Genomic DNA, 26,939 nt, shown 5'->3' with positions numbered 1-26,939 from the left:
GTTCAGCCGATCCGACCGCCGCCGCGCTTGGTAACGGCCACCACGGCGGGACGCACCGGCATGTCGTCCTTGAAATCCGGCCAACGCGTTGCCGGCGTCTCATAAGTGGCAAGGCCGGCGTCGCCCGGGTGCTGCACGGCGAGGAAGAACGTGTCGGATGTCGGATTGAAGCAGGGTCCGCACATCTCGGCACCGACGGGAACACGGAAGAACAGCTTGGAGGTTCCGCGTGCTCCGCCCTCGGTGTCGATCGCCCAGACGCCATCGGTGCGGCCGGTTTCCTTTTCGTTGTTGCCGTCCGTCGACACCCAGAGCCTGCCGTCCGCGTCGATCGTGCAGTTGTCCGGCATGCCGAACCAGCCGTTCTTGGTCGTTGCCGTCGAGAACGACGCACCGACTTCGGCAACGCTCGGATCGCCGCATTTCAGAAGAACGTCCCACCGGCTGGTGAGCGAGGCGAAGTCACCATCGGTCTCGGTGATTTCGATGATGTGGCCGAAGGCGTTCTTGGCGCGCGGATTGGCGGCGTTGATCTCTTCCGCCTTGCGCTTGGTGTTGTTGGTCAGCATCACGTAGACCTTGCCGGTCTTCGGGTTGGGCTGAATGTCCTCCGGGCGGTCCATCTTGGTGGCGCCGAGCGCATCGGCGGCAAGCCGGGTGTCGATCAGCACGTCGGCCTGCGAAGCGAAACCGTTTTCAGCGGTGAGCGGCCCCTCGCCATGGACGAGCGGCATCCAGGTGACGGTGCCATCTTCGTCGAACTTCGCCACATAGAGCGTGCCTTCGTCGAAGAGGTCCATGTTGGCGGCGCGGTCGTTCGGGTTGTAGGTGCCCTTGGTCACGAACTTGTAGACGTAATCATAACGCTCGTCGTCGCCGGTATAGAGCACGACGCGTCCGTCCTTGTTGACGATGGATTCGCAACCTTCATGCTTGAAGCGGCCAAGCGCCGTGCGCTTCTTCGGGACGGAGGTCGGGTCGAGGGCATCCACTTCGACGATCCAGCCGAAGCGGTTGGCCTCTGTCGGCTCCTTGGACACATCGAATCGGTCGTAGAATTTCGACCACTCGTATTGTCCGCCCGGCGCCCCGAGACGCTTCAACTGCTTGAACTCCGGATGGTCATCGGCGATTTCGCCGCCGAAATAGCCGTTGAAGTTTTCCTCGGCCATCATGTAGGTGCCCCAGGCGGTGACGCCGCCGGCGCAATTGTTGACGGTGCCGAAGACTTTCTTGCCAGTCGGGTCGGACGCCGTCTTCACACGGTCATGTCCGGCGACCGGCCCGGAGAGCTGCATTTCGGTATTGAGCGTGATGCGGCGGTTGTATTTGCCGTCGAGCACCGGTTGCCACTTTCCGTCCACCTTGCGGATTTCGATGATCGTGCCGCCGTGGGCGGCCATTTCGATGTCGACGAGGTCCTTGGTGTATTCGCCAAGGGTAACCTTTTCCTCCTCGACTTCCTTGCCGTCCTTGGTCACCTTCTCCTTCACGATCGAGGCGAAGGCCGGGAACATCAGTTCCGCGTTGGTGTATTCGTGGTTGACGACCAGCAGACCATGGTCCGCACTGCCTTCGAGCGGGATGAAGCCGACATAGTCGTTGTTATAGCCGAAGAGCTTTTCCTGGGCGGCAGCCGTCTGGTTCTTCGGGTCGAAGTCCGGGCTGCCGGCAAAAACCTTGTCTCCCCAGCGCAAGAGGATATCGGCATCGTAGCCGTCGGCGACGTGATGGTTTTCGTCGACGCCGGCCTCGACTTCAGCGAAGTCGAAACGCGAGGCGTCGTCGGCGCGCGCTTCATCGGCCGTCAAAAGCGCGAGCGGGCTCACCGTCGTCGAAATGGCGGCAACGGCGAGCGAGCCGCCGATGAAGGAGCGGCGCGAGAAGCGGCGATTGATGATATCGCCCATGGTCGGATTGGTGGAACAGTTCTGGCCGATGTCCTCCAGTTCCTCCCTGCGTTCCGTCAGCGTCTTGAATTCGGTTTCTTCCGTTGAGGCGAGATACTTGTCCATTGCCGGTTCTCCTCATTGAACGATAGAGCCGCCGCCTGTTCTGCGACGTCCGCCTGCCGCTGTAGCAGCAAGTTCATGACAGTTCCGCGACAGTTCAGTGAAGAGATTGCTGCGCCGTCCGTCAATGCATTTGGCGCTTGTGCGAAAACCTGTATGGTCGCGAGCAACCTGCGGAGATTGCCGGTCGGGGAAAAGATGCTGGAAGTCATTGCCTTTGTTGCCTTTGCCATGGCGCTTGCCGCCTTTCTCGGTGGCCGAAAGACCGCGGAGCGGCTGGAGAACGAAATCAATTCGCTGAAGGCCGAAATCGCTCGATTGAGCGAGCGACAGACCGCGCCCGAATCTGCCCCCTCGCAGGCGGCTGAAGAGGCGCAGGCTACGGAAGCGATCGCTTCTGAAGACGAAGGAAAGGAAGGCCCCTGGTCGCGGGCGGCGCGAGAAGGCGCGCGCATCTTCGGCGGGGAGACTGCGGAGCGGGAGAAGGTTGAGGAGGCGGGCCAGGACGAACAGGTCGCTGCGGCGGTCACGGTAGAGCCAGCCGCGACGGAGAGCCTCGAGAGCCGAATTGGCGGCCAATGGCCCGTGTGGGTCGGCGGTCTGGCGCTGGCGCTCGGTGGTTACTTCCTCGTGCAATATTCGATCGACGCAGGACTGCTGAGCCCGGCCGTTCGACTGGCGCTCGCGGCGGCTTTCGGTCTTGTGCTTGGGATCGCCGGCGAAGTGATCCGCCGCCGCGCGGTGCCGACGATTGCCGACAGGTTCCGTCATGCAATGATCCCGGGCGTGCTGACGGCCGCCGGCGCGGTCACGCTGTTCGGTGTCGTATACGCCGCCCACGGTATTTATGGATTCATCGGCACCGCGACCGCTTTCGCGTTGCTGGCGCTGGTTTCGTTGGTGACTGTGGCCTTGTCGCTGCTGCATGGCCAGGCCCTTGCCGGACTCGGGCTTCTCGCCTCATTGCTCACACCCCTGTTTGTATCGAGCGCAGAACCTCGACCCTGGGTGCTGTTCGGCTTCCTCTCGATTGCCTGGCTTGCAACGCTCTGCGCCTCGCGCCTGCGCCGCTGGACGGTTGTGCCGACGCTTGCCAATGTCGGGCTTGGCCTCTGGGGACTCGCCTATGTTGTCGGTGTGACGCCCTTCGAGGCTCCACCCGTCACTTTCGCGCTCCTGGTGATGATCGCGGGCGTCGGACTGGTCTGGCCCGGCGCCGCCGAGCGAGCGGCAGAGGACGGGCCGGGGACAGGGCGTGCTGCGGCGACCGCGGCCGGCCGATGGGAAAGGCTGTTCGCGCCGCCCCACGCGGCAGTCACCGTTTCGGCCGCAATCGCCGCAACGGTTCTGGCACTCCTCCTCATCAGCCCGGCTGTTACCGCCGCACGTTTCCCGGTCCAGGAATTTGTCGCGTTAATCGCAGCGCTGGCCCTGGTCGGCGCACTGAGGGCAACGGCAATCTATCCGGCCCTCTTCGCCACCTTCGGCGCGATTGCCGGCACGTGGAGCCTGACTGCGCTCAGCAATGTTCTTGCCTATCTCGACCCGTCTCGCGCGCAGCCCGAGATCGTCGTTTCCGGCGGCACGGCGATGCTGACCGCGATGGTGCTGTCGGCCGTCTTCGTCCTTTTGGCTTCCTTCGTGCTCGCCAGGCGGCTCGAGACCCGTTCGCAGTTTGCCGTCCTGTGGGCGGGCATCGCCGCCATCGCGCCGAACGCGCTTTTGGCCATGTCCTTCCTCATGACCGGCAAATTCGCGTTCGATCTGCCACATGGGCTTGCAGCCTTCGTCAGCGGCTTGCTTCTCCTTGCTCTCGTGGAGTGGTTATACCGCCGAAGCGCAGACACGAGGGATTTGCATATCGCCGGCGGGCTGTCGGTTGCGGGCTCCTTCGGCCTCTTCGTCCTCGGCCTGCATGCCTGGACGGACGGCCTCGTCACCACCCTTGCGATCGCTCTGCTCGGCGCCGGCGACACCTTCGCCGCACGCGCCCGCTCCTGGCCCGTTCTGCCCTGGATAACCGTCGGATCTGCCCTGGTGGTGCTGGCGCGGATCGGCTGGGAGCCGACGATCGTCGGCGCCGGCAAGCTCTCGACGACGCCCGTCTTCAATGCCCTCCTGCCGGGCTACGGCATTCCGGCATTGCTGCTGGTGGCGTCCGCCTATCTGCTTCGCGCCTCGCCGTCGGCGCGTGTGCGCAATCTGCTGCAGGCGCTTGCGAGCCTTTTCGTGTTGCTGACACTGGCAATCCTTGTTCGCCACGCAATGAACGGCGGCGTATTGGATAGCTCTGTTCCGACGCTTGCGGAGCAGTCTATCTATACGCTCATCGCAATCGGCGCGTCCGGTATCTTCATGACCCTGGATACGAGGTCGCCGAGTCCGGTGTTCCGTTACGGCGGCATGGGGCTCGGCGTGCTCTCGATGCTATCGGTGCTTTCGGCGCACCTTTTCAGCCTCAATCCGTATTTCAGCGGCGAACTGCTTGGCAGTATCCCGTTCTTCGATCTGCTCTTCATCGGCTATCTGCTGCCTGGCATCGCCTATGCCGGCCTCTCCTGGTATGCGCGCGACAAGCGCCCATGGCCTTATGTGGCCGCGCTTGCGGTAGGCGGCGCCGTCCTCGCCTTTGCCTGGGCGAGCCTCAGCGTTCGCCGCTTCTGGCAAGGGGAGAATGTCGCGGACTGGAGGGGCTTCCTTCAGGGGGAAACCTACACCTATTCGGTCGTCTGGCTCGTACTCGGCGTGCTGCTCCTGGTCGCCGGCTCGCGCTTCAATGCGAAAAGCATCCGGATTGCCTCGGCCGCGCTCGTCTTCATCGCCGTGCTCAAGGTCTTCCTCATCGACATGTCGAATCTGGAAGGCTTCCTGCGCGCCCTGTCCTTCATCGGGCTCGGCGGCGTGCTGATCGGTATCGGCCTCTTCTACCAGAAGATCCTGTCCAACACGGGGAGTGGTGGCCCGGCCGGCGCTGCAGCAACCGCGGCTGAGGCAGGCGAAAGGACAAGCCGCGCATGACACGCCTTCCGGAACTGGCCGCAGCCTTTGCACCACATTACGAGCTTGCCGCGAAACTCCTGCCGCATGCCTTCGCCGACGGCGACGGTTCGCACGATGCGTCTCACCTCATTCGCGTCTGGAAGAATGCCGCGCGCATTCAGGCCGAGGAGGGTGGCGACCCGCGCATTCTCTCAGCCGCCGTCCTGCTCCACGATTGCGTTTCGGTCGAGAAGAATTCGCCGCAACGCGCCGAGGCTTCCCGGCTTGCTGCCGAGAAGGCATGGCAAATTCTCGACGGACTCGGCTGGCGCACGGCGGACATTTCGCCGGTCGCCCATGCGATTCTGACGCACAGCTTCTCCGCCAACTTGCCGCCGGAAACGCTGGAGGCGAAGATCTTGCAGGATGCAGACCGGCTCGACGCGATCGGCATGGTCGGTGCGGCGCGCTGCTTCTACATCGCCGGACGCATGGGCAGCGGGCTCTATGATCCGCTCGATCCGTTGGCCGAGAACCGAACGCTCGACGACAAGGCCTTCGCGATCGATCACTTCGAGACGAAGCTATTTCGTCTAGCGGACGGCTTCCAGACGGCGACAGGGCGTCGGCTGGCGGCGGAGCGGCAAGCACGGCTGCGTGGCGTACTTGCCATGCTGCTGGATGAAATCTAAATCTTTCAACGGATTGGCGCCGCTCCGTGAATCAGATTGCGAGCGGCCTGAATCAATTTCTGAGCTCGGGAAGATCGACATGAAAGTGACCGGCCTTAACATCCATCCCCTGAAGAGCGGCCGCGCCATTCCGCAAACCGAAGTGACGGTCAATGTCGATGGGCTCGCCGGCGACCGGCGCTTCATGGTGGTCGAACCGGATGGCCATTTCATCACCCAGCGCGAGTTGCAGGCGCTGGCGCAGGTCGAAGCGGCGCACATCGACGGCGGCGTGCACCTGAAAATGGACGGCAACGAATTGGCGGTGCGCTTCGATCCGGATCGTCGGCTCGATGTCCGCGTCTGGTCGAGCGATGTTGATGCCGCGGTGGCCGACGATGCGGCCAATGACGCGCTTTCCGGCTGGTTGGGGCGGTCAGTGAAGCTCGTCCACATGGACGAACAGGCGGAGCGCTTCGTCGGCGCCGAATGGGCGGGCGCGGCAGCGCCGGTTGGATTTGCCGACGGCTTTCCGATCCTCATCACGACCACCGGGTCGCTTGCCGATCTCAACCGCACGCTGGTCGAGAAGGGGCAGGAGCCAGTCGGCATGGAGCGTTTCCGCACCAACATCCTGATCGATTGCGACGACCCCTGGGAAGAAGATTGGTGGGAAAGCCTGGAGATCGCGGGCATCACCTTGGATCTCGTCAAACCCTGCGCCCGATGCATCATGACCACGCAGGACCAGCTGACAGGCGAGAGGATCGGTGGCAATCCGATCCAAGGTCTTGCGGACAAGCGCATGTCTGCTGACCGGCGCGTGGCGGGCGTGCTCTTCGGTTGGAATGCCGTGCCGCGGGGCGAAGGCACCGTCAGGCTCGGCGACGAGGCCAGGGTTGTTCGCCGGCGCGGCGAGCGCTGGCCGATGAAAATCCGCGCCACCAATTGACGCACTATTCGCGAGCGGCTGCCTGCGGCTCCAGCATCAATTCCTGTGATCTCATCGTCAAATTAATTGGCTTTCCTCAATTTGAGCGTCGCCATAGCATGCGCCCTCATCAGTTTGAGGGGACATAGCCATGGCCCCTCATCGATCGGAGCTCATCCATGTCCGCCGTTTCTGCCACCGCAACCCGTGTCTCCGAGCGCAGCAGCCTGCCGTGGCTGATCATCGCCGCCGGTTCCGTGATCGCGATGCTCACCTTCGGTCCGCGCTCCGCCATGGGCTTCTTCCAGTTGCCGATGCTTGCCGACACCGGGTGGGATCGCACGACGTTCGGCCTCGCAATGGCGCTCCAGAATCTCTGCTGGGGGCTTGGCCAGCCGTTCTTCGGGGCGATAGCCGACAAGTTCGGTACCTGGCGCGTGCTGGCGCTGTCCGGGCTCATCTATGCGGCGGGTCTCACAATCATGGCCTTTGCCAATGCGCCGATCTGGCTGCATATCGGCGGCGGCGTGCTGGTCGGTCTCGGCGTAGCGTCCGGTTCCTTCGGCATCGTGCTTTCCGCCTTCGCCCGCAATGTCGCGCCGGAGCAGCGTTCGCTCGCGTTCGGCATTGGCACGGCTGCAGGGTCGGCCGGCATGTTCCTGTTCGCACCGTTGAGCCAGGGACTGATTTCCACCTTTGGCTGGTCCGACAGCCTGGTCTATCTCGGCGTGCTGATGCTGCTCGTCCCGCTTGTCGCAATTCCCTTAAGCGGCAACGCATCTTCCGGCCGCCAGTCGGAAACGCACTACAAGCAGACGGTTGGCGAGGCCCTGAGAGAAGCATTGGGACACAGGAGCTATCTGCTGCTGGTTTCGGGCTTCTTCGTCTGCGGCTATCAGGTCGCCTTCATCACCGCCCATTTCCCCGCCTATATCGGCGACATCGGCATCGATGCTCGTTATGCGGTGATTGCGCTTGCGCTGATCGGCTTCTTCAACATCATCGGGTCGTTTTCGGCCGGCATCATCGGTCAGCGCTATTCGAAGCCCTATTTCCTGGCGCTGATCTATCTTGCCCGCTCGGCCGCCGTTACCGCCTTCCTGCTGCTGCCGCAATCGCCGACCTCGGTCATCATCTTCGCCATCGTCATGGGGTTGCTGTGGCTGTCGACCGTGCCGCCGACCAATGGCCTGGTGGCGATCATGTTCGGAACGAGGCATCTCGGCCTGCTGGGCGGCATCGTCTTCCTTTCCCACCAGATCGGTTCGTTCCTCGGCGTCTGGATGGGCGGCTACCTCTACGACCGCTTCGGGTCCTATGACCCGGTCTGGTGGCTGGGCGTCGCGCTCGGTGTTTTTGCGGCCATCGTCCATTGGCCGATCGAGGAGCGTGGCGTCGCAAGACCGGCGATGGCCTGACCGGCGACAATACCGGTGCGTCCGAAAAGGGCGCATCCTCCTTGAAATCTGTCACAAAACTTTCTAAATCATTCGCCGCGGCTTGGCCGCTTTTGTTTTGACCCAATTATGCTCAATATGAGCATAATTGGAAACCGCCGGGAACGGCGGGAGAGGAGAAGCCCGATGAGCAATCTCGACCTCCGCGCGGACGCAGCGCCAGTCCCGGCATTCGTCAGCGCGGCCGCGCGCTTCGGTGTCATCGAAAAGCCGGACCTCGCCTACACGCCAGCGATCGCCCGCGAAACCGCGCATCTTTACGAGAAGGTCAAGGATTTCATCCCGGCCATCGAGTGGCCCGCCTACGCGCCCTATGTTCACGCGATCAATCGGCTGAAGAAGGAGCGCAACGCCGTCATTCTGGCGCACAACTACCAGACGCCCGATATTTTCCATTGCGTTGCCGACATCGTCGGGGATTCGCTGCAGCTCGCGCGCGACGCCACCAAGGTGGACGCCGAAATCATCGTCCAGTGCGGCGTGCATTTCATGGCCGAGACCTCGAAGCTGCTCAACCCGGAAAAGACCGTACTGATCCCGGATGCCAAGGCCGGCTGCTCGTTGTCCGAATCGATCACCGGCGCGGATGTACGCCTGCTCAAGCAGCGTTATCCCGGTGTGCCGGTCGTCACCTACGTCAATACCTCGGCCGAAGTGAAGGCGGAGACCGACATCTGCTGCACCTCATCCAACGTGCTGGCGGTCGTCGAGAGCCTGAAGTCAGATACTGTCCTCTGCATTCCCGACGAATACCTCGCGATGAATGTCGCGCGCCAGACGAACAAGAAGATCCTCACCTGGAAGGGCCATTGCGAGGTCCATGAACGTTTCACCGCGGCGGAACTCCTCGCTTACAAAGAGGCCAATCCGGGTATCGAGATCATCGGCCATCCGGAATGCCACCCCGATGTCATCGCCGTTTGCGATTTCTCCGGCTCCACCTCGGGCATGATCAACTACGTCAAGGACAAGCAGCCGCAAAAGGTACTTCTCGTCACCGAATGCTCCATGGCTTCCAATATCCAGGCGGAGGTCGAGGGCGTCAATTTCGTCAAGCCCTGCAACCTCTGTCCGCACATGAAGCGCATCACGCTGCCGAAGATCCTCGACAGCCTGCTCACCATGACGGAAGAGGTTCTGGTCGATCCGGCGATCGCCGGCCGCGCACGCCTTGCGGTCGAGCGCATGGTGAACCTCAAGCAGTAATCGATGCCCGGGCCTCGGCCCGGCGCCCATGCATGCGGTTGGAGGAGCTACCGAACCATGCTGAAAGACCATTTTCGCCCGCAATCTTTCAACGGCATCGATGACATAGTCATCGTCGGCGGCGGGCTCGCCGGGCTCTTCTGCGCACTGAAGCTGGCGCCGCGTCCCGTGACCATCCTTGCCGCCGCCCCGATCGGCCACGGCGCCTCGTCTGCCTGGGCGCAAGGCGGCATCGCTGCCGCGATGAGCCCGGGCGACACATTCGAGAAGCACGTCGCCGATACGGTCACGGCCGGTGCCGGGATCGTCGACGAGAAGATGACGCGGATGATGGTCGCCGAGGGGCCGGCGCGTATTCATGACCTCCTCGAATACGGCGTACCCTTCGATCGCGACCTGGAAGGCAAGCTCCTGCTTTCGCGCGAGGCGGCGCATTCCGAGCGGCGTATCGTTCGCGTCAGGGGCGACATGGCCGGCAAGGCGATCATGGAAGCGCTGATCGCCGCCGTGCGCAGGACCCCGTCGATCCGCATCATCGAAGGCTATGTGGTCGAGGAACTGGTGCGCGAGGGGCGCTTCATCTCGGGTGTCGTCGCAAGGCCGGATGCCGGCCAGTCGAAGACCCGCGTTTCCTTCCCGGCCCGTGCCGTCGTTCTTTGCTCCGGCGGCATCGGGCATCTCTACGCCGTCACGACCAATCCATGGGAGGCCTGCGGCCAGGGTGTCGGCATGGCCGCACGAGCAGGCGCCATCATCGCCGACCCGGAATTCGTCCAGTTCCATCCTACCGCGATCAATATCGGCAAGGACCCGGCGCCCTTGGCTACGGAAGCACTGCGCGGCGATGGCGCCGTGCTTGTCAATTCCGCAGGTCATCGTTTCATGCTCGACATTCATCCTGACGGCGAGCTCGCGCCGCGGGATATCGTCTCGCGTGGCGTTTTCGCCGAGGTGCAGGCCGGACGCGGCGCCTTCCTCGATTGCACCAAGGCGGTCGGCAAACATTTCCCGGAGATGTTCCCGACCGTATACGCCTCCTGCCTTGCGGCCAGTATCGACCCGGTGACGCAACCGATCCCGGTCGTCCCCGCAGTTCACTATCACATGGGGGGTGTGTTGACCGACGGCCAGGGCCGCACCTCGATCGATGGTCTCTGGGCAGCGGGCGAGGTGACCTCAACCGGCGTTCACGGCGCCAACCGCCTTGCTTCCAATTCGTTGCTGGAGGCCGTTGTCTTCGCCGCGCGCATTGCGGAAAGCATCAAGGGCACATTGCCGGCGCCGAAGCTCACCGAGTGGGGCGACGACGCCGGCGAGAACGACGATCCGGTGACGGTCGAGGACAGCCCTCCGTTCAAGGTCCTGCGCAGCCTGATGAGCGAGTGTGTCGGCGTTGTCCGCACGCGCGAGAGCCTGACGCGGGCAATCCGCGAGATTGCGGCGCTGGAGCGCGCCAACAACCGCCTGCGCTTCGCTAACATCATCACCACCGCCAAGCTCATCGCCGTAGCAGCCCTTCAACGCACCGAGAGCCGCGGAGGTCATTTCCGCGCCGACTGCCCGTCCGAACGCCCGGAATGGCAGCGGCGCACGTATCTGACGCTGGCGCAGGCCGAGCGCCTGGCCGCAGAAGTGGCCGAGACCGAGCCGGCGTGACGCCGGGTATCCGCGATCGTTATATCGTTATGATGACATCCCGACAGGAGCCAAGCCCATGACTGCCGCGCTACGCCCGGAACTGCCCGCACTCATGGTCGAAGACCAGGTGAGAGCCGCCCTCCTGGAGGATCTCGGCCGCGCCGGCGATATCACGACGCTATCGACGATCGGTCCGGATATGACGGCATCGGCGGACATGCGCGCTCGCGATGCGGGTGTCGTCGCCGGGCTGGACCTGGCAAGGACGGCATTTCGGCTGGTCGATCCATCGATCCGCTTCGACGCGCTCGCTGCCGACGGCGATCGCGTCGCGCCCGGCGCCGCCATTGCGCGGATATCCGGCCGTGCAAGGGGGCTGCTGTCCGCTGAGCGCGTTGCCCTCAATTTCCTCATGCATCTCTCCGGGATCGCCAGCTACACGGCGAAATTCGCCGATGAGATCGCGCATACGACCGCGAAGGTCTGCTGTACCCGCAAGACCATCCCCGGCCTGCGTGCGCTGGAGAAATACGCTGTCCGTCTCGGCGGCGGCTCTAATCATCGCTATGGCCTCGACGACGCTGTGCTGATCAAGGACAATCACATCGCTGTTTCCGGCGGTGTAGCCGGCGCGATTCGTGCCGCACGCGCCTATTGCGGCCATCTCGTCAAGGTGGAGGTCGAGGTCGATGGGCTTGCGCAGATGCGCGAGGCGCTGACTGCTGCGCCGGACGTGATCCTGCTTGACAACATGGGACCGGAGATGCTGCGCGAGGCCGTTGCGGTCAATTCCGAACACTGGAAGCTTGGCCCGGCCGACTATGCCGCCGACCCGCGCCGTACGCGGCTCGAGGCGTCGGGCAATGTCAAGATCGACACGATCAGGGCAATCGCCGAGACAGGCGTCGACTACATCTCGACTTCGAAGATCACCATGGCGGCTCCGACGCTCGATATTGGGCTCGACGTGACGATCTGAGCAATTCCAGGAAAAGTGTGTAACGGTTTTCCGTCCGGAGTTGTGTAAGTTCAAAAAGTTAGCGCGCAGTTCGCCGCCGGGCACCGCATGCGCCGAAATCATCAACCACAACTCTTCCGCGCTCGCGTGGAACGACATTACCATCCGCGCGTTGATTTCTCTTTGCCCGTGAGCGAGGAGGGATTTTGGTGATGATCAGAAGATTAGCCGTAGTTGCGCTGGCCGTCGGTGCGGCAAGCACTGTGCCTGCGATCGCGTCTGCGCAAGAGTCATCGCAGACAGCCGTCGCGAATTTCATCGGCAAGGACGGCAAGGAGACGGGCCGAGCCGCGCTGACGGCGGCCGGAAAAGGGGTACTGATCGAAATGGAGGTCACCGGCCTGCCAAAAGACACCTGGGTTGCCTTCCATGTTCACGAAGTCGGAAGCTGCGACCCGGCCGGCGGCTTCGAGTCGGCGGGCAAGCATTTTGCCGGCGAGGATGCGAACGCCGAGCATGGATTCCTGGCGGCAAAAGGCCCGCATGCAGGCGATATGCCGAACCAGTATGTCGGCGACGACGGGACTCTGCGCGCGCAGGTGTTCAACAGCTTCGTCTCTCTCGACGACAAGGGTACCGCCATTCGTGGCCGCGCCTTGATGATCCATGCGCACTCCGATGACAACCGCAGCCAACCGGCGGGCGACTCGGGTGACCGGCTGGCTTGTGCCATCATCAAGTAGCCTGCTTTTTTTACCGCCCGCCGACTTTCAGGCCGGGTGCAGGCCGCTCGTCCAGGATCTGCCGGCGGAAGCGGAAAAGCGCGGCCGGCCGCCCGCCTGTGGAGGCAAGCGTTCCACCGGTCGGCTCGACGAGTTCTGCGCCTTCGACCAACCGCCGGAAGTTCTGCTTGTGCAAGTGACGGCCGGAGATCGCTTCGACGGTTGCCTGCAGATCGGTGAGCGTGAATTCCGGTGGCATCAGTTCGAACACGACGGGCCGGTATTTGATCTTGCCGCGCAATCTGGCGACCGCCGTGGCGACAATGCGACGGTGGTCGTGGCGCATCGCCAAGCCGATGGCCGGATTGTCGAGATAGCGGCAATGCCCGTCGATCACCGCCTCGCGTACAAGGCCGGCCTCGTAAAGCAACTCGTAGCGTTCGAGCACGCGCTCCTCGTCCCAGGGAAAATCGTCAAGGCCGAAGGCGAGGCGAATGCGGGAGCGGCGTTGCGCGGCCGAAGCCGATCGTTCGTCATAGGGTGGGCTGTTTTCCCAGCGCGCAAGCGCCGGCAGGATCACCTGATCGAGGAGGGCGGGACGCCCCCGGCGCCAGTCCTCCCACGGCAGATAGCCATACCAGTCCCGCCAGTGAGCACCGGCCTCCGCCAACTGCTCATTGTTCTCCGCGTCGGTGCGCGTCAGCGCCAGATAACCGACGGAGACCATGTGCTTGCCTTCTTCGCCCGGCAGCCGTTGGCGGCCACGATCTCCGAAGGTGTAGAGCTGTTCGATATATCCAAGCCTGAGAGCGATGCGTTTTTCGACGCGGTCACGCAGCCCGCTCTCGAAGGTGCGGTGACGCGCCGGATCGAACGGGCCGAAGGGCAGGCTGTCGCGCGCGTCGCCATCCGCCTCGCTGATGGCGAGAATATGCGGGCTGCGGTTGACGACAGCGACGATTGCCGCATTGAGGCCGATCTCGACTGTGACGGCAGGCAAGTCAGTCAGCATGCCGCGCTCTCTCCGCCTCGAGTGGGAAGCATGAATGGCGCATTGCCGTCGGCGTCGGCGCCGCGGCCGATGGACCGCACTGCATCAACGAGCCTGCCCTTTCGCGATAGTGCCTCGTCGCCGATCTCCACCAGCCGTGGGTTAGGCGTGGCGTATGGCGAGACGTGCCGCAGGCGTGCAGCGAGGGCGGCATCGTCCTGGTCCGGCTCGACCGCCAGTGCCGCGATCAACGCCGCCGCCGGCGAACGAGAAACGCCCATCCAGCAATGGATGAGGAGCGGCCGGGTACGGTCCCAGTTGCGGGCAAAATCAATAATCCGCCGGACGTGTTCCTCCTGCGGCGCAATCAGGTCGCCGGTTCCCGCGAAGCTGATGTCGTTGACACCGATCGACAGGTGTTTCGCCCGATCGATGACGGCGGGACGGTGAAAATCCTGTCCTTTGGCAAGCAGGCTCACCATCTCGCGGCAACCGTGGCGAACGGCCATTTCTGCGATGCGCGCAAGCGGCGAGACGACAATGCCGGTCATTCAGGCTTCCGCCTTTGCCATGGCCCGCTCCCCTTCGAGCGTATTGAACCGTTCGGCAAAGAGCCGCTGCGCTTCGACCGCCGGCAGCGGATCGATCAGCAGGGTCTCCCGCGTAATGCCGCGCGGCTGGCCGAAGAACTTGCGGGCCTCTTCCGCCGAGAAACCCGCAAGCTCGGTCGCCTCGAAGTAGGCGGCGATATGATCGGCCTTCTTGATCCGCTCTTTCAGTTCCTTGGGCGTATGAGGCGGCAAGCCGAAGCGCAGGTGTACGGCGCTTTCCAGACGCTTTTCCACGGACTTGTAGCCACCGCCGACGACCGCTTTGAACGGCGAGATCATGTCGCCGATGACATATTCCGGGGCATCGTGAAGGAGCGCCAGCAGGCGTTCGTCCGCATTGCAGCGGTTGGTCCGACGGAAGATATCCTCGACGATCAGGCTATGCTGGGCAACGGAAAAAGCGTGGTCGCCCGAGGTCTGGCCGTTCCAGCGCGCCACGCGGGCAAGTCCGTGGGCAATGTCGGAAAGCTCGACGTCGAGCGGCGACGGATCGAGCAGATCGAGCCGCCGACCGGAAAGCATACGCTGCCAGGCGCGCGCATTCGTCATGCGCTTGCCTCGTCCGCCTCGGTCGGGAACGACAGGCCAGTCCAACCGGGCAGTGTCAATGTCACGGGCACGTCACCGGCGAGAATGGCGTCCCCATTCGCGATCGCCTCGCCGGCCTTGTCTATGCGGACGATCGCAAGGGCGGCTCTATCGCGTACGGTGCCAAGAGCGCCGATCGATCGGCCATTGACGGAGATGCTCGCACCCGTCTGCGGAAGCGGCGCTTCACCCGTAACGATCACGACGCGGCGGCGCGCTGTGGCGCGGTGCTGCATGCGGGAAACGACCTCCTGGCCGACATAGCAGCCCTTCCGGAAGGAGAGTCCGCCATTGAGATCCATCAGGACATCGTGCGGAAAGGCGTCTTGCAAGGCGAAATCGGCGCCCGAAACGGCAATACCGCCCGCGATTCTAAGCCTCTCGATATCGGCGACCGTTGCATCCGCTCCCTCCATTTCGCGATAGAGGCGGAAAACGGAAAGTCCGGCCTTTTCAAATCGATGGTCGCGGTAACTCTCCGCCGGTGGTTCCTCGCCGAACACGACCGTGACCGGCGCCGGCGACTGCAGTGAGAGCTCGACTGCGGAGCGCAATTTATACATGGTCAGCCGCTTCAGCAGCGGCTCGGCCTGGTCGCTCGTCGTCTCCAGCCTAAGCGCGTCGCCATCGCGGGAAATCAGGAAGTCGAACAGGATCTTGCCCTGCGGCGTCAGCAAGGCGCCGGGACGCGCTTCATCGGCACCGAGCCCGCCGAGGTCGGTGGTGATCAGGTTTTGCAGAAGATCTTCGGCGTCCTTGCCGGACACGCTGAGGATCGCGCGGTCATCGAGGCAGACCTTTGACATGGTTCGAATCCTGTTCTCTTTGTCGAAGAGGTAGGATGTTCTCAGGTCATCGGCAAGCATACCGCCGGAACGGTGCGAGAAAAGTGCTCCGTTCCGGTCGTTGGATCACTCAGTCGCCGGCGACAAAAAACTTCCACCGGCCGTCGGGCGTGATGCCGACGCGGTAGAAGTTGTAGCTCCCGAATTCTTCCATCTCGGCGAAATCGCCGGCCGTGACGAGCCGGAACAGGTCCACCTTTTCCGGCGCCGTCAGCGAGGACAGCGGCTTTTCGGCAAAGTAGGGCCACACATAGGCTTCTTCCGGCGTGCCCTTGTCCGCGAGAACGAAGCCGGTCGACAGAACGTCGAGAAGGATCGCCAGGATTTCGACGCCGTCCTGGTCGCCGGAAAGACCCTTGAGTGTTGCAACCGGGTCCTCGTCGCTGTTGACACCTGTCACTTGCGTTTGGGTCGGTCCCTTGCCGAGCAGCGGCCGCAATCTCTCGATATCGCCCGAGGCGGCGGCTTCGACGATCAGTTCGCGCATGCGCGCAACGGGCGCCGGAATCTTGGAGACGTCCGTCAGCACCTCGACCGGGTCAACGATTTGCGAGGTTCCGATTTCGTCATCCTTGGCGGCAGCGTTGTCGATCAATGGGTCAGGCATCGGAATTTCGAGAGGCGCCTTCTCTGACTCGACCTGGTCAGGCTGGTCGGAGGGCGCCGTATTCTGATCGCTGGCGATGGGGCCGGGAACACCTTGAAGCTCGCTGAGCGCAAGGGTGGGAGCAGCCATGATCGGCGTGCATGCGGCCACGCCGGCCAATAGCAGCGTAGCAAGGCGAACCGAGGAAACCCGGTTTGCAAGGTTCCGTCTCATTGAGGCAGTCCCGATTTTATTGGATTGTCCGCTGCGGCGAGAATTCTCCGGCCAGCATGCGCTCACGAAGCGAATTCAGCATCGCTTCCGCACCTTCTTCGCCATGGAGACGGATGGTTTCCCGCATGGCCAGCGCAATCGCGGCATCGGCGATGATCTCCGGCTCGATGCCGTCCGCCATGCCGTCCGCCCAGGCTTCGTTCTGATGTTCGAGGGCCGCCTGCATTTTCTCGTGGACGATCATGTCGTCGATGTCGGACAGGCTTGGTTCCATCATTCGTTCCATGCGACTTCCAATACGTGCACTTGGCTCAATCTAACGCCGTTCCGCTGAACCGCGACTGAACGGGGCGGATAGGCCGGTGACTTCTTACCACTCTCTTAACGAACTTAGCAGCCTTTTCCCGAAACGACACGGGGTCCCGAGAAAAGAGGTTAATTTCTTGCTAATTTCCAAAGCGAGCGACGATTTCTGACGCAAGTGTTGCACCTTCGGCACGGTACCGCTGCTCGGCGAGCGTGGCGGGCTCGGTGCACGTGGTGTAGACGGACGCGAAGGTTCGATACCCGCGGTTGAAGGCGGCAGTCAGACGATCACGACGTTGGGGTTCGTTGGCCGTCTCCTTGTCGATCAGCTCCTGTGTTGAACGTCGCCACGTGTCCTCTCCGCCCTTGAGGCAGAGATTGCGCAGATAATGGACCGATCCGAGAATTTCGGCGAGGCGAATCAGTCGCTGGTCATAGGGTGTCGTGTTTTGCCCAATCACGGGAGGCGCCGCCTTGTCCGGTCGTGGTGTCTCTTCTTGCTGGGCGGCGGCGCCGACCGCGAAAACGAGGAGGGCGCCGGTCAAGGCAAGTCGGAAGATGGGCGGGGCGCTGGTCATGATCCCATCAAGTCCGAATCAGCGTCGGATTTATGGCAAACCGGAGGTCTTGATCGCAGTCCGGATAGCCTTTCCACGCATTGGCGAACGCTCCCGGGAATCGGCAATTCGAAGATTTCCTCAGGCGTAAACCAGCCGACGCCTGCGGCGTCGTCGTTTGCGATCGCAACGGCCTCGCTATCCGCCTGGACCCTGAAAACCGAAAGCAGGAAATGCCGCCCCTCCGATTCCTTACCCGGCAGATCGTAGGTTTCGAAGAGCACCGGGTCGCGGCCGCTGATGCCGGTCTCCTCGGCAAGCTCGCGCAGCGCGGTCTCTGCGGGCGTCTCGCCCGGCTCTGCCCGGCCGCCGGGAAACGCGTACATGTCGGCCGACGGCGGGTTGGCACGCCGGACGAGGAGATAGCGTCCATCCCGTTCGAGGATGGCGGAGGAAGCGAGTTGGGGCTGCTTTCGCATCACAGAATCAAAATGGCGTTGGATCGTTGACCCATCCTACGTGAAGTGCCACATCGGTGTCATGTGCGGACGATTTGCGCTGACAGCGACGGCGGAAGAATTGATAGAACTGTTTGGCCTGCTGGAGGCGGAAGACTTCCCGGCGCGCTACAACATCGCGCCAACGCAGCCGATCATCGTGGTCACCGCCTCGGATCGGGCGAAACCGGGCAGCAATCTGCCGGAGCGCAAAGCCATGCTCGTCCGCTGGGGCTTCACACCCGGCTGGGCGAGGGATCCTCGCAAGTTCCCGCTACTCATCAACGCCCGTTCCGAATCGGCGGTCGGAAAGGCTGCCTTCCGCGCGGCGATGCGGCATCGCCGTATTCTGGTACCGGCTTCCGGCTTTTACGAGTGGCACCGCCCGGCAAAAGGCACCGGCGAAGCGTCGCAGGCCTACTGGGTCCGCCCGAAGAGGGGCGGGGTCGTCGCCTTTGCCGGCCTCATGGAGACCTGGTCTTCAGCAGACGGCTCGGAGGTCGATACGGCGGCTGTCCTCACCACCGGTGCCAACAGGGCGGTTCGGCATATCCATGATCGCATGCCGGTCGTGATCCTGCCGGAAGACTTCGCCCGCTGGCTGGATTGCAAAACGCAGGAACCGCGCGAAATAGCCGATCTCATGAGACCGGCTCCGGACGACTATTTCGAGGCGATCGCTGTATCGGACAGGGTCAACAAGGTCGCGAATACCGGACCCGAGATCCAGGAGGAGGTCGTCCCTGCCAAATCGCCGGAAACGGCAGGGCGGAAACGCGCTGAAGACCGGAACGGCGACGACCGGCAGATGTCCCTGTTTTAGCAGCGCGCCGCGTGAGTGGTCGTCAGGCGGTGCGCTTGACGAGCTTGCCTGCGGGTTTGACCTTGACCTGCAGTGCTGCGGCGAGCACGGCCTTCAGGCCAAGCGGCCGATATAGCGTTACCAGGTCGGCGGCGGGCGGTTTCGTTTCGGTGATCTTGGCGGCCTTCACTGTGCATTCTCTCCTTGATGCAGTCCCCTACCGGAAACACTTGGTTTTCCCGTTGTGCGCGAAAGCCAAGCTCCCCGTTGTTCCTCCGGAAACAGGGATCGGATGCAGGGGTCCAATCTGCAATCGCGAATCTCCCTCCCGTTGCGGCGATCCAGATTGCCAAATGATGACAAATCCATGGCCGCCTTCGTTTGAAGATGCCGGTCTTTGCTTGCCTGTGGTTGACCTCTTGACCGGCGTGGTGCGAAGCGCGATAAGTGTCGCCATGAAAACGGTTATCTGCATTATTTGCCGGAAGATTATTCGCTAGCGATCCGCTGGCCTGGCCGTTTTCGTCTCCTAAAATCCAAGATGACAAACGTGCGGGCCGCCCGGACGCTGTATATTCCGACGGTTGCATGCAGGCTTGGAGATTTGGGATGGGCGGAATGCCGACGTTGAAGCTGTACAACACACTGACGCGGGAGAAGGCCGATTTCCGGCCCATCGACCCGGAAAACGTTCGTATGTATGTCTGCGGCCCCACGGTTTACGACTATGCCCACATCGGCAACGCGCGACCGAACATCGTTTTCGACGTTCTTTTTCGACTGCTGCGCCTTGTCTACGGCGCGAACCATGTCACCTATGTCCGCAACATCACCGACGTTGACGACAAGATCAACGCACGGGCGCTGCGCGACTATCCGGGTCTGCCCTTGAACGAGGCGATCCGCCGTGTGACAGAGAAAACCGAGACTCAGTTCCTTGAGGATGTCGCGACGCTCGGCTGCGTGGACCCGGACGTGCAGCCGCGGGCGACCGAGAATATCGCACAGATGATCGAGATCATCGAGAAGCTGATCGCGAAGGGGCACGCCTATCAAGCCGCCGGGGAAGTGCTGTTCGATACGAAATCGATGGCTGACTATGGCGAGCTTTCAAAGCGCAACCTCGACGAGCAGCAGGCCGGAGCCCGCATCGCAGTCGATGCTCACAAGAAAAATCCCGGCGATTTCGTGCTCTGGAAGCTTTCCGAGGACGACGAACCCGGCTGGGAGAGCCCCTGGGGACGCGGTCGCCCCGGCTGGCACATCGAATGCTCGGCGATGAGCGGGCGTTATCTCGGCGAGGTGTTCGACATTCACGGGGGCGGGCTGGATCTGATCTTCCCGCACCATGAAAACGAAATCGCCCAGTCGCGTTGCGCCCATGGCACCGAGGTGATGGCAAACGTCTGGATGCACAACGGCTTCCTGCAGGTCGAAGGCCGCAAGATGTCGAAGTCGGAGGGCAATTTCGTCACGATCTACGAACTTCTCCACACCGAGAAGTTCGGCGGCCGCAAATGGCCGGGCGAGGTGTTGCGGCTCGCAATGCTGATGACCCACTATCGCGAGCCGATCGACTTCTCCATCAAGCGGCTGGAGGAGGCCGAGCACCTGCTGTCGAAATGGCCTGTGCCCGGAGAGGCAGCCGACGAACCGGATCCTGCGGTCGTCGCGGCGCTTGCGGATGACCTCAACACCGTCGCCGCGGTCCAGGCACTGCACGCGCTTGCCCAGAAGGCATCCGTCGATTCGCGTCAGGCCGGCGTTTTTGCCGCAAGTGCGGCTCTGCTCGGCGTTGCGCCAAAGGAAATCGAGCTCGACGAGGCAGTCGTGCATGAGATCGACGAGCGCGTGCGCGCGCGCCTCGAACTCATCAGGGCGAAGAACTTCGCCGAAGCGGACAGCATTCGCGATGATCTTCAGGCACGAGGAATCCAGCTCAAGGACGGCAAGGACCCGGAAACCGGCGAGCGCGTGACAACCTGGGAAGTCAAGCGGTCGCAGACGTGACGTTGCCGGTCGGCGACGACCCGGCAGAAGGAAGAGGAGCGTGACATGACGGACGAGATCCATACTGGCGGATGCCAATGTGGCGCGATCCGCTTTCGCGTCGAGGGAGAGCTTGGCGACGCCTCGGTTTGCCATTGCCGCATGTGTCAGAAGGCGAGCGGAAACTTCTATCTGCCGCTCGTCTCCGTGCGCGGCGCGACGGTCACCTGGACGCGCGGCGAGCGCCGGCGCTTCCAGTCGTCGAACGCCGTCTGGCGCGGCTTCTGCGGTGATTGCGGCACGCCGCTGACCTATGAGGCGCCGGACGGCATGGCACTGGCGATCGCAGCCTTCGACAGGCCTCAAGGCATCGTGCCGACGGTCCAGTGGGGTATCGAGGCAAAGCTGCCCTATGTCGACCGGGTGCACGAATTGCCGGGCGAAGATACGATGGCGGATGTGGCAGCGGGCTCGTTCCTCGCCGATCTCGTTTCGTATCAGCACCCCGATCACGACACCGAAACCTGGCCACCGGAGGCAAAGCGATGACCGATGCCGTACGCACAGGAGGATGCCAATGCGGAGCCGTGCGCTTCCGCATCCATGGAAAGCTCGGCCGCCCCTCGATCTGCCACTGCCGCATGTGTCAGAAGCAGTTCGGGTCGTTCTTTTCGGCGCTCGTCACAGCCCCAAAGGACGGGGTCGAGTGGACCCGCGACGAACCGAGTTACTTCCAGTCCTCCGTCAATATCGATCGCGGCTTCTGCCGGAAATGCGGCACGCCGCTGACCTACCGACATCCGGGCGGCCTCGAAATTGCGATCGGCACGTTTGATGACCGTTCGGACCTTGCTCCGCAAATCCAGGTCAACTACGCCTCGCGACTGGCTTGGGTCGAAACGATTTTCGATCAGCCGGTGCACCAAGACCCGGACTATTATGCAAGGCAGGAACAGATCATTTCTTTCCAGCACCCTGACCATGAGACCGATCAGTGGCCGGCCCCAGGGGACTGGAAGTCATGATCAGACGAATCTTTACCGGCGGCTGCCAGTGCGGCGCGGTGCGCTATCGCGCCGAGGGCACGCTCGACGATCCGCATATTTGCCATTGCCGCATGTGCCAGAAGGCGGCGGGCAACTACTTCCTGCCGCTCGCCAATATCAAGCGGGACGACTTTCTGATTACCCGTGGACAACCGTCCTGGTTCCAGTCGTCGCAACTCGTCCGGCGCGGCTTTTGCCGCGACTGCGGCACACCGCTCTTCTACGACATGCCGAACGAGGATTTCTTGAACATCGCGCTCGGCTCGCTCGACGATCCGGACGACGTACAGCCGGTCTATCAGTCCGGAATCGAGTCGCGTGTGTTCTGGTTTTCTCATCTGCCGCGTCTTCGCGAAAAGGAGACCGACGACGGCAGCGAAGAATCGGCTGAGCGTCACTTGATTGTACTTGAAACGAACCGCCAGCATCCCGACTACGACACCGTGCATTGGCCACCCGAGGAAGACCTGTCGTGAGCGTTACATTGCGTACCCTTTATCCGGAAATCGAACCCTATGCCTCAGGTCGCCTCGATGTGGGCGATGGCCATGTGATCTATTGGGAACGCGTGGGCACGCCCGGCGCAAAGCCGGCGGTTTTCCTTCATGGCGGACCGGGCGGCACGATCTCGCCGAACCACCGTCGCCTTTTCGACCCAGCACTTTACGACGTGACGTTGTTCGATCAGCGCGGCTGCGGCAAGTCCACGCCGCATGCGGAGATCGAGGCGAATACGACGTGGCATCTCGTTGCCGATATCGAACGCCTGCGTGAATTGGCCGGCGTTGAACACTGGCTTGTTTTCGGCGGCTCCTGGGGCTCGACGCTGGCACTTGCCTATGCCGAAACGCACCCGGACCGTGTTTCCGAACTCGTTGTCAGGGGCATCTATACGCTGACCAGGGCCGAGCTCGACTGGTACTACCAGTTCGGCGTCTCGGAAATGTTCCCCGACAAATGGGAACGCTTCGTTGCTCCGATCCCACCGGAGGAACGCCATGAGATGATGCTGGCCTATCATCGGCGGCTGACAAGCGAGGACCGCGCGACGCGGCTCGCCGCAGCGAAGGCCTGGAGCATCTGGGAAGGCGAGACGATCACGCTATTGCCGGAACCGGCGACGAGCAAACCCTTTGAGGAGGAGGAATATGCGCACGCCTTTGCCCGGATCGAGAACCATTTCTTCGTCAATGCCGGCTGGTTGGAGGAGGGGCAGTTGCTGCGCGACGCACACAAGCTCCAAGGAATTCCAGGCCTGATCGTGCACGGCCGCTACGACATGCCGTGCCCGGCCAAATATGCCTGGCAGTTGCACAAGGCTTGGCCGGAGGCGGAATTCCATCTGATCGAGGGAGCGGGACACGCCTATTCGGAGCCGGGCATTCTCGACTGCCTGATCCGCGCGACGGACAAGTTTGCAGGCAAGACGGAATAGCACGGAAGTGCCTGCGGATTTCGCAGGCATGCCGCGCTGACTTATTAGCAGGTTGGAACTGAGCCATGACCACGGAACGCATCTATCTCTTCGACACCACGCTTCGGGACGGGCAGCAGACGCCCGGCATCGATTTTTCCGTCGAGGACAAGATTGCGATTGCGACCATGCTCGACGAATTCGGCATCGACTATGTCGAAGGCGGCTACCCGGGTGCCAACCCGACGGACACCGAGTTCTTCAAGCGGACGCGCACGCATAAGGCATCGTTTGTGGCGTTCGGCATGACCAAGCGCGCCGGCGTCTCCGCCTCCAACGACCCGGGCCTGCGCGCCTTGCTCGATGCCAAGAGCGACGCGGTCTGTCTCGTTGCCAAGAGTTGGGACTATCATGTCGAGGTAGCGCTTGGCTGCTCGAACGAGGAGAACCTCGACAATATCCGCGCCTCGGTCGAGGCCGTCGTCGCCTCCGGCCGCGAGGCCATGGTCGATTGCGAGCATTTCTTCGACGGCTACAAGGCAAACCCCGCCTATGCGCTTGCCTGCGCCAGGACGGCGCTTGAGGCGGGAGCACGCTGGGTCGTGCTGTGTGACACCAACGGCGGCACGCAGCCGCCGGAGGTGCGCGCAATCGTTGCCGCCGTGATCGCCGGAGGCGTGCCCGGTGCCAATCTCGGCATCCATGCCCATAATGACACCGGCCAGGCGGTGGCGAATTCGCTTGCCGCCGTGGAGGCCGGTGTCCGCCAGATCCAGGGAACGCTGAACGGCATCGGCGAACGCTGCGGCAATGCCAATCTGGTGACACTGATCGCGACGCTGGCACTCAAGGAAACCTATTCGAGCCGCTTCGAAACCGGAATCGATTCCGAAAAACTGCAGGAATTGACGACGCTCGCCCATGCGTTCGACGAGCTCTTGAACCGCTCGCCGGATCCGCAGGCGCCCTATGTCGGCGCATCGGCCTTTGCGACCAAGGCGGGGATCCACGCTTCAGCCCTGTTGAAAGACCCGAAAACCTATGAGCACGTCGCGCCCGAAAGCGTCGGCAATCTGCGCAAGGTCATGGTCTCGGACCAGGGCGGCAAGGCCAATTTCATCAACGCTCTCAAGCGGCGCGGCATCAGTGTCGCCAAGGACGACCCCAGGCTCGACAAGCTGATTGCCATCGTTAAGGAGCGCGAGGCGACAGGCTATGCCTACGAGGGCGCGGATGCGAGTTTCGCCCTGCTCGCAAGCCGCATTCTCGGGACCGTTCCCGATTTCTTCCATGTCGAGAGCTTCCGCGTGATGGTCGAACGGCGTTTCGATGCGAACGGAAACTTGAAGACAGTCTCGGAAGCGGTGGTCAAGGTCGTCGTCGATGGGGAAGTCATGATGTCGGTTGCCGAAGGCCACGGTCCGGTCAATGCGCTCGACCTTGCGTTGCGCAAGGACCTCGGCAAATACCAGTCGGAGATCGCCGATCTCGAGCTTGCCGACTACAAGGTGCGCATTCTCAACGGCGGTACCGAGGCGATCACGCGCGTTCTGATCGAATCGACCGACCGCACCGGCGCGCGCTGGTGGACGGTCGGCGTTTCCGACAACATCATCGATGCATCCTTCCAGGCGCTCATGGACAGTATCGTCTACAAGCTGCTTAAGAACCGCGATCAGATCGGATTGATTGCGGCCGAATAAGGGGTGCAGGGGGCTATCTCTCGCTAGATATTAAGTGGCTCTCACTCTTCGTTTCACGGAAATGAATTGGTGCATCACCATTCATTGGAGTAGGACGCTGGAGGAACGGCGGTCCGTTGAGGCCAGACCGTTGATCAATGGCGGAGCGGTTGCGAACCTTCGTTCGGCTCCGGTGACGTTTCAGGAAAAAGATCATGGCCGACCCAAACGCGAAGATCCCCGCCGAAAATACCGATTCCGCCAAGGGTTTCGCCTTTGCGCTTTCCGCCTATCTGCTCTGGGGCTTCCTGCCCTTCTTCATGAAGGCGGTAGCGCACATCCCGGCGGCGGAAGTCGTCGCCCATCGCATCGTTTGGTCGGTCCCGCTTGCGGGCCTCGTGCTGGTGTGGCTCGGTCGCACGCAAGAGCTCAAGACTGCGCTCAGGTCGCCGAGCATGCTGAGAATGGCAACACTGACGGCTGTGCTCGTCACGATCAACTGGGGCATCTATGTCTGGGCGATCGGCGCCGGCCGGGCGATCGAGACGGCGCTTGGCTATTACATCAATCCGCTGTTTTCGATCTTCCTGGGGGCGGTGCTGCTTAAGGAGAGGCCGAACGCGGCACAAATGGTGGCGATCGCGCTCGCCGTCATCGCGGTTGCCGTGCTCGCCTTCGATGCCGGCGGCCTGCCGTGGGTCTCGATCGGGCTTTGCATCTCCTGGGGGTTCTACGCCTTCTTCCGCAAGACGCTGCCGATCGGGCCGAATCAGGGTTTCTTCCTCGAGGTGCTGCTGCTCAGCATTCCCGCAATCGGCTATATCCTTTGGCTGGAATCGACCGGCCAAGGCCACTTCGGCGATACCGGTCTTGCCGATGTCCTGTGGCTGCTCTCTTGCGGCATCGTCACGGCCGTGCCGCTGATGATCTATGCCAATGGCGCGAAGCTCCTGCGGCTCTCCACCATCGGCATCATGCAGTATATCGCCCCGACGATGATCTTCGTCATCGCTGTCTTCGTCTTTCACGAACCTTTCGGGACCGCGAAACTCATCGCCTTTGCGTTGATCTGGGCGGCGCTGTTTGTTTATTCGGGCGCGATGCTCGCCGAAAGCAGAGCCCGTCGCGCGGCGCAGCCGGCTCCGGCTGAGTAGAACAGCACTGCGCGTCTCATCAGACGCGCAACGTTGCTTGAACCGCGACGCTTCTGAAGCAGCGGTTTGGGTTAACGACATACATAAACGCGCTTTAGAGCGTTTCAGGTTTTGACAGAAGCATATCCGGCGTTGGCGAAGTAGTTGCTGCATTCGTCGGGCTGGAGTGAGGGGACAAGGCTGCCGAGGTATTTCCATGTCTCCTCGACGGTTCGCTTCTGAGCCGCCCGCATCCAGTGTTTGATTTTGGCGAAGGCCTGCTCGATCGGATTGAGATCGGGCGAGTATGGCGGGAGATACCAGAGCCGCGCGCCGGCGGCTCGGATCATCTGCCGGATGGCCGCCGACTTGTGCGAGCCGAGATTGTCCATGATGACGATGTCGCCGGGTTCGAGCACGGGCACGAGCTGTTGTTCGACATAGGCGCGGAAACACCGACCGTTGATCGGTCCGTCGAAGACGCAAGGCGCTGCCAGCCGGTCGTGGCGCAAAGCGCCGACAAAGGTCAGCGTGCGCCAGTGGCCGTGCGGGGCAAAGCCGCGCAGGCGCTTGCCTCGTGGCCCCCAGCCATAGAGCGGCGCCATGTTGGTCTTGATCCAGGTTTCGTCAATGAACACCAGCCGTCTCGGATCGAGACCGGACTGCCAGGAGCGCCAGCGTTGCCGCCGGCGGGCAATATCGGCACGGGCCTGCTCAAGGGCGAACAGCGTTTTTTTTAAACCGCAACCCCTCGCGGCGCAGGAACCGCCAGACCGTATCGTGCGACACCTTCACCCCACGCGCCGCCAGCTCTTCCTTCAGCCTGTGCAGCGACAAATGCGGCGTCTGGTTGATCCGCTCCGCGATGAACGCACGGTGCGGCTCCAGCACATGCTTGCGGTGGCCGCCCATCTTGCCGGGCGCCACGGACCCGTTCGAACGATAGCGCTGAGACCACTTCACCGCCGACGATACGGCAATGCCGAAACGAGCCGCCACCGATCGGCAGCTTTCCCCCGCCGAAATGGCGCCAACAACACGTTCACGAAGATCGTTCGAAAGAGGTCGCGTCATCGGATGCTGG

Annotated in this window: 27 protein-coding genes; 16 read left to right on the top strand and 11 right to left on the bottom strand. The window is 62.5% G+C overall.

The genetic code is table 11. The features are described 5' to 3' along the window. Nucleotides 1-2: 2 nt before the first annotated feature. On the bottom strand, nucleotides 3-2,015 hold the full coding sequence (locus GHK62_RS23915) for a PhoX family protein (RefSeq protein WP_153441540.1): 2,013 nt from the start codon (nucleotides 2,013-2,015) through the stop codon (nucleotides 3-5). A 195-nt stretch (nucleotides 2,016-2,210) separates the two neighbouring features. On the opposite strand from GHK62_RS23915, the gene GHK62_RS23910 reads away from it, so the two are divergent. From GHK62_RS23910 to GHK62_RS23875, 8 genes are all read left to right on the top strand, one after another. Beyond that, nucleotides 2,211-5,030 (top strand): DUF2339 domain-containing protein, encoded by a 2,820-nt coding sequence (locus GHK62_RS23910; protein WP_153441562.1) that lies wholly within the window; start codon nucleotides 2,211-2,213, stop codon nucleotides 5,028-5,030. Further along, nucleotides 5,027-5,683 (top strand): HD domain-containing protein, encoded by a 657-nt coding sequence (locus tag GHK62_RS23905; RefSeq protein ID WP_153441539.1) that lies wholly within the window; start codon nucleotides 5,027-5,029, stop codon nucleotides 5,681-5,683. The genes GHK62_RS23910 and GHK62_RS23905 overlap by 4 nt, the downstream gene beginning before the upstream one ends. Nucleotides 5,684-5,762: 79 nt before the next feature. Continuing rightward, on the top strand, nucleotides 5,763-6,614 hold the full coding sequence (locus GHK62_RS23900; RefSeq protein WP_153441538.1) for an MOSC domain-containing protein: 852 nt from the start codon (nucleotides 5,763-5,765) through the stop codon (nucleotides 6,612-6,614). A 158-nt stretch (nucleotides 6,615-6,772) separates the two neighbouring features. Next, nucleotides 6,773-8,011 (top strand): MFS transporter, encoded by a 1,239-nt coding sequence (locus GHK62_RS23895; protein ID WP_153441537.1) that lies wholly within the window; start codon nucleotides 6,773-6,775, stop codon nucleotides 8,009-8,011. Between the two features lie 165 nt (nucleotides 8,012-8,176). Further along, nucleotides 8,177-9,256 (top strand): quinolinate synthase NadA, encoded by a 1,080-nt coding sequence (nadA, locus tag GHK62_RS23890; protein WP_153441536.1) that lies wholly within the window; start codon nucleotides 8,177-8,179, stop codon nucleotides 9,254-9,256. Between the two features lie 57 nt (nucleotides 9,257-9,313). Continuing rightward, complete coding sequence (locus tag GHK62_RS23885) at nucleotides 9,314-10,912, top strand: L-aspartate oxidase (protein WP_153441535.1); 1,599 nt, start codon at nucleotides 9,314-9,316, stop codon at nucleotides 10,910-10,912. A 58-nt stretch (nucleotides 10,913-10,970) separates the two neighbouring features. Then, nucleotides 10,971-11,873 carry a carboxylating nicotinate-nucleotide diphosphorylase gene (gene nadC / locus GHK62_RS23880; protein WP_153441534.1) on the top strand — a complete coding sequence of 301 codons (903 nt, stop codon included), beginning with the start codon at nucleotides 10,971-10,973 and terminating at the stop codon, nucleotides 11,871-11,873. 191 nt (nucleotides 11,874-12,064) lie between these two features. Further along, nucleotides 12,065-12,595, top strand: a complete 531-nt coding sequence (locus GHK62_RS23875) for a superoxide dismutase family protein (RefSeq protein WP_153441533.1) — start codon at nucleotides 12,065-12,067, stop codon at nucleotides 12,593-12,595. 10 nt (nucleotides 12,596-12,605) lie between these two features. Here the strand turns inward: GHK62_RS23875 and GHK62_RS23870 are convergent, their stop codons facing one another. The 8 genes from GHK62_RS23870 to GHK62_RS23835 all read right to left on the bottom strand — a co-directional run bounded on the left by GHK62_RS23870 (nucleotide 12,606) and on the right by GHK62_RS23835 (nucleotide 17,774). Further along, complete coding sequence (locus GHK62_RS23870) at nucleotides 12,606-13,586, bottom strand: NUDIX hydrolase (protein ID WP_153441532.1); 981 nt, start codon at nucleotides 13,584-13,586, stop codon at nucleotides 12,606-12,608. Continuing rightward, on the bottom strand, nucleotides 13,580-14,116 hold the full coding sequence (locus tag GHK62_RS23865; protein WP_153441531.1) for a tyrosine phosphatase family protein: 537 nt from the start codon (nucleotides 14,114-14,116) through the stop codon (nucleotides 13,580-13,582). Before GHK62_RS23865 ends, GHK62_RS23870 begins: the two co-directional genes overlap by 7 nt. Further along, a complete protein-coding gene (locus GHK62_RS23860; RefSeq protein ID WP_153441530.1) occupies nucleotides 14,117-14,725 on the bottom strand; it encodes a YfbR-like 5'-deoxynucleotidase in 609 nt (202 codons plus the stop codon). Further along, nucleotides 14,722-15,570, bottom strand: a complete 849-nt coding sequence (gene ygfZ, locus GHK62_RS23855) for a CAF17-like 4Fe-4S cluster assembly/insertion protein YgfZ (RefSeq protein ID WP_153441529.1) — start codon at nucleotides 15,568-15,570, stop codon at nucleotides 14,722-14,724. Before ygfZ ends, GHK62_RS23860 begins: the two co-directional genes overlap by 4 nt. 109 nt (nucleotides 15,571-15,679) lie before the next feature. After that, the gene (locus tag GHK62_RS23850) at nucleotides 15,680-16,429 is read right to left on the bottom strand and encodes a hypothetical protein (RefSeq protein ID WP_153441528.1); all 750 of its coding nucleotides are present in this window, start codon (nucleotides 16,427-16,429) and stop codon (nucleotides 15,680-15,682) included. A gap of 16 nt (nucleotides 16,430-16,445) precedes the next feature. Next, nucleotides 16,446-16,715: a hypothetical protein gene (locus GHK62_RS23845; RefSeq protein WP_153441527.1), complete on the bottom strand. Its 270-nt coding sequence runs from the start codon at nucleotides 16,713-16,715 to the stop codon at nucleotides 16,446-16,448. 160 nt (nucleotides 16,716-16,875) lie between these two features. After that, the gene (locus tag GHK62_RS23840; RefSeq protein ID WP_153441526.1) at nucleotides 16,876-17,313 is read right to left on the bottom strand and encodes a TIGR02301 family protein; all 438 of its coding nucleotides are present in this window, start codon (nucleotides 17,311-17,313) and stop codon (nucleotides 16,876-16,878) included. Next, nucleotides 17,310-17,774 (bottom strand): NUDIX hydrolase, encoded by a 465-nt coding sequence (locus GHK62_RS23835; RefSeq protein WP_184108519.1) that lies wholly within the window; start codon nucleotides 17,772-17,774, stop codon nucleotides 17,310-17,312. The genes GHK62_RS23840 and GHK62_RS23835 overlap by 4 nt, the downstream gene beginning before the upstream one ends. A gap of 58 nt (nucleotides 17,775-17,832) precedes the next feature. On the opposite strand from GHK62_RS23835, the gene GHK62_RS23830 reads away from it, so the two are divergent. Then, complete coding sequence (locus GHK62_RS23830) at nucleotides 17,833-18,612, top strand: SOS response-associated peptidase (protein WP_153441524.1); 780 nt, start codon at nucleotides 17,833-17,835, stop codon at nucleotides 18,610-18,612. Nucleotides 18,613-18,634: 22 nt separating this feature from the next. Here GHK62_RS23830 and GHK62_RS23825 read toward each other — a convergent pair whose 3' ends face one another. After that, entirely contained in the window at nucleotides 18,635-18,781 is a 147-nt protein-coding gene (locus tag GHK62_RS23825) for a hypothetical protein (protein ID WP_153441523.1), read from the bottom strand. 419 nt (nucleotides 18,782-19,200) lie between these two features. On the opposite strand from GHK62_RS23825, the gene cysS reads away from it, so the two are divergent. The 7 genes from cysS (at nucleotide 19,201) to rarD (ending at nucleotide 25,876) form a co-directional block, all read left to right on the top strand. Next, nucleotides 19,201-20,601 (top strand): cysteine--tRNA ligase, encoded by a 1,401-nt coding sequence (gene cysS, locus GHK62_RS23820; RefSeq protein ID WP_153441522.1) that lies wholly within the window; start codon nucleotides 19,201-19,203, stop codon nucleotides 20,599-20,601. A 45-nt stretch (nucleotides 20,602-20,646) separates the two neighbouring features. Continuing rightward, nucleotides 20,647-21,129, top strand: a complete 483-nt coding sequence (locus tag GHK62_RS23815; protein ID WP_153441521.1) for a GFA family protein — start codon at nucleotides 20,647-20,649, stop codon at nucleotides 21,127-21,129. After that, on the top strand, nucleotides 21,126-21,605 hold the full coding sequence (locus tag GHK62_RS23810) for a GFA family protein (RefSeq protein WP_153441520.1): 480 nt from the start codon (nucleotides 21,126-21,128) through the stop codon (nucleotides 21,603-21,605). The genes GHK62_RS23815 and GHK62_RS23810 overlap by 4 nt, the downstream gene beginning before the upstream one ends. Further along, complete coding sequence (locus GHK62_RS23805; protein ID WP_153441519.1) at nucleotides 21,602-22,102, top strand: GFA family protein; 501 nt, start codon at nucleotides 21,602-21,604, stop codon at nucleotides 22,100-22,102. The genes GHK62_RS23810 and GHK62_RS23805 overlap by 4 nt, the downstream gene beginning before the upstream one ends. Beyond that, entirely contained in the window at nucleotides 22,099-23,061 is a 963-nt protein-coding gene (gene pip, locus GHK62_RS23800; RefSeq protein WP_184108520.1) for a prolyl aminopeptidase, read from the top strand. Before GHK62_RS23805 ends, pip begins: the two co-directional genes overlap by 4 nt. Before the next feature lie 65 nt (nucleotides 23,062-23,126). Further along, entirely contained in the window at nucleotides 23,127-24,743 is a 1,617-nt protein-coding gene (gene cimA, locus GHK62_RS23795; protein WP_153441517.1) for a citramalate synthase, read from the top strand. Nucleotides 24,744-24,937: 194 nt separating this feature from the next. Continuing rightward, the gene (rarD, locus tag GHK62_RS23790; RefSeq protein WP_153441516.1) at nucleotides 24,938-25,876 is read left to right on the top strand and encodes an EamA family transporter RarD; all 939 of its coding nucleotides are present in this window, start codon (nucleotides 24,938-24,940) and stop codon (nucleotides 25,874-25,876) included. A 104-nt stretch (nucleotides 25,877-25,980) separates the two neighbouring features. Here rarD and GHK62_RS23785 read toward each other — a convergent pair. Continuing rightward, nucleotides 25,981-26,929, bottom strand: a protein-coding gene (locus GHK62_RS23785) for an IS630 family transposase (RefSeq protein WP_153441515.1) whose coding sequence is annotated in 2 segments (ribosomal slippage) — nucleotides 25,981-26,592 and nucleotides 26,594-26,929 — 948 coding nt in all. Because the reading frame shifts where the segments join, the coding sequence is not laid out codon by codon here. Nucleotides 26,930-26,939 lie beyond the last annotated feature (10 nt).

Origin of the sequence: Sinorhizobium terangae (assembly GCF_009601505.1) — a bacterium.
Classification (GTDB): domain Bacteria; phylum Pseudomonadota; class Alphaproteobacteria; order Rhizobiales; family Rhizobiaceae; genus Sinorhizobium; species Sinorhizobium terangae.
This window is presented reverse-complemented; position numbering and strand designations above follow the sequence as displayed.

What these genes read in the sequence shown, in the direction of transcription:
- GHK62_RS23915 (WP_153441540.1), bottom strand. Translation starts at nt 2,015, where the DNA reads ATGGACAAGTATCTCGCCTCAACGGAAGAAACCGAATTCAAGACGCTG.
- GHK62_RS23910 (WP_153441562.1), top strand. Translation starts at nt 2,211, where the DNA reads ATGCTGGAAGTCATTGCCTTTGTTGCCTTTGCCATGGCGCTTGCCGCC.
- GHK62_RS23905 (WP_153441539.1), top strand. Translation starts at nt 5,027, where the DNA reads ATGACACGCCTTCCGGAACTGGCCGCAGCCTTTGCACCACATTACGAG.
- GHK62_RS23900 (WP_153441538.1), top strand. Translation starts at nt 5,763, where the DNA reads ATGAAAGTGACCGGCCTTAACATCCATCCCCTGAAGAGCGGCCGCGCC.
- GHK62_RS23895 (WP_153441537.1), top strand. Translation starts at nt 6,773, where the DNA reads ATGTCCGCCGTTTCTGCCACCGCAACCCGTGTCTCCGAGCGCAGCAGC.
- nadA (WP_153441536.1), top strand. Translation starts at nt 8,177, where the DNA reads ATGAGCAATCTCGACCTCCGCGCGGACGCAGCGCCAGTCCCGGCATTC.
- GHK62_RS23885 (WP_153441535.1), top strand. Translation starts at nt 9,314, where the DNA reads ATGCTGAAAGACCATTTTCGCCCGCAATCTTTCAACGGCATCGATGAC.
- nadC (WP_153441534.1), top strand. Translation starts at nt 10,971, where the DNA reads ATGACTGCCGCGCTACGCCCGGAACTGCCCGCACTCATGGTCGAAGAC.
- GHK62_RS23875 (WP_153441533.1), top strand. Translation starts at nt 12,065, where the DNA reads ATGATCAGAAGATTAGCCGTAGTTGCGCTGGCCGTCGGTGCGGCAAGC.
- GHK62_RS23870 (WP_153441532.1), bottom strand. Translation starts at nt 13,586, where the DNA reads ATGCTGACTGACTTGCCTGCCGTCACAGTCGAGATCGGCCTCAATGCG.
- GHK62_RS23865 (WP_153441531.1), bottom strand. Translation starts at nt 14,116, where the DNA reads ATGACCGGCATTGTCGTCTCGCCGCTTGCGCGCATCGCAGAAATGGCC.
- GHK62_RS23860 (WP_153441530.1), bottom strand. Translation starts at nt 14,725, where the DNA reads ATGACGAATGCGCGCGCCTGGCAGCGTATGCTTTCCGGTCGGCGGCTC.
- ygfZ (WP_153441529.1), bottom strand. Translation starts at nt 15,570, where the DNA reads ATGTCAAAGGTCTGCCTCGATGACCGCGCGATCCTCAGCGTGTCCGGC.
- GHK62_RS23850 (WP_153441528.1), bottom strand. Translation starts at nt 16,429, where the DNA reads ATGAGACGGAACCTTGCAAACCGGGTTTCCTCGGTTCGCCTTGCTACG.
- GHK62_RS23845 (WP_153441527.1), bottom strand. Translation starts at nt 16,715, where the DNA reads ATGGAACGAATGATGGAACCAAGCCTGTCCGACATCGACGACATGATC.
- GHK62_RS23840 (WP_153441526.1), bottom strand. Translation starts at nt 17,313, where the DNA reads ATGACCAGCGCCCCGCCCATCTTCCGACTTGCCTTGACCGGCGCCCTC.
- GHK62_RS23830 (WP_153441524.1), top strand. Translation starts at nt 17,833, where the DNA reads ATGTGCGGACGATTTGCGCTGACAGCGACGGCGGAAGAATTGATAGAA.
- cysS (WP_153441522.1), top strand. Translation starts at nt 19,201, where the DNA reads ATGGGCGGAATGCCGACGTTGAAGCTGTACAACACACTGACGCGGGAG.
- GHK62_RS23815 (WP_153441521.1), top strand. Translation starts at nt 20,647, where the DNA reads ATGACGGACGAGATCCATACTGGCGGATGCCAATGTGGCGCGATCCGC.
- GHK62_RS23810 (WP_153441520.1), top strand. Translation starts at nt 21,126, where the DNA reads ATGACCGATGCCGTACGCACAGGAGGATGCCAATGCGGAGCCGTGCGC.
- GHK62_RS23805 (WP_153441519.1), top strand. Translation starts at nt 21,602, where the DNA reads ATGATCAGACGAATCTTTACCGGCGGCTGCCAGTGCGGCGCGGTGCGC.
- cimA (WP_153441517.1), top strand. Translation starts at nt 23,127, where the DNA reads ATGACCACGGAACGCATCTATCTCTTCGACACCACGCTTCGGGACGGG.
- rarD (WP_153441516.1), top strand. Translation starts at nt 24,938, where the DNA reads ATGGCCGACCCAAACGCGAAGATCCCCGCCGAAAATACCGATTCCGCC.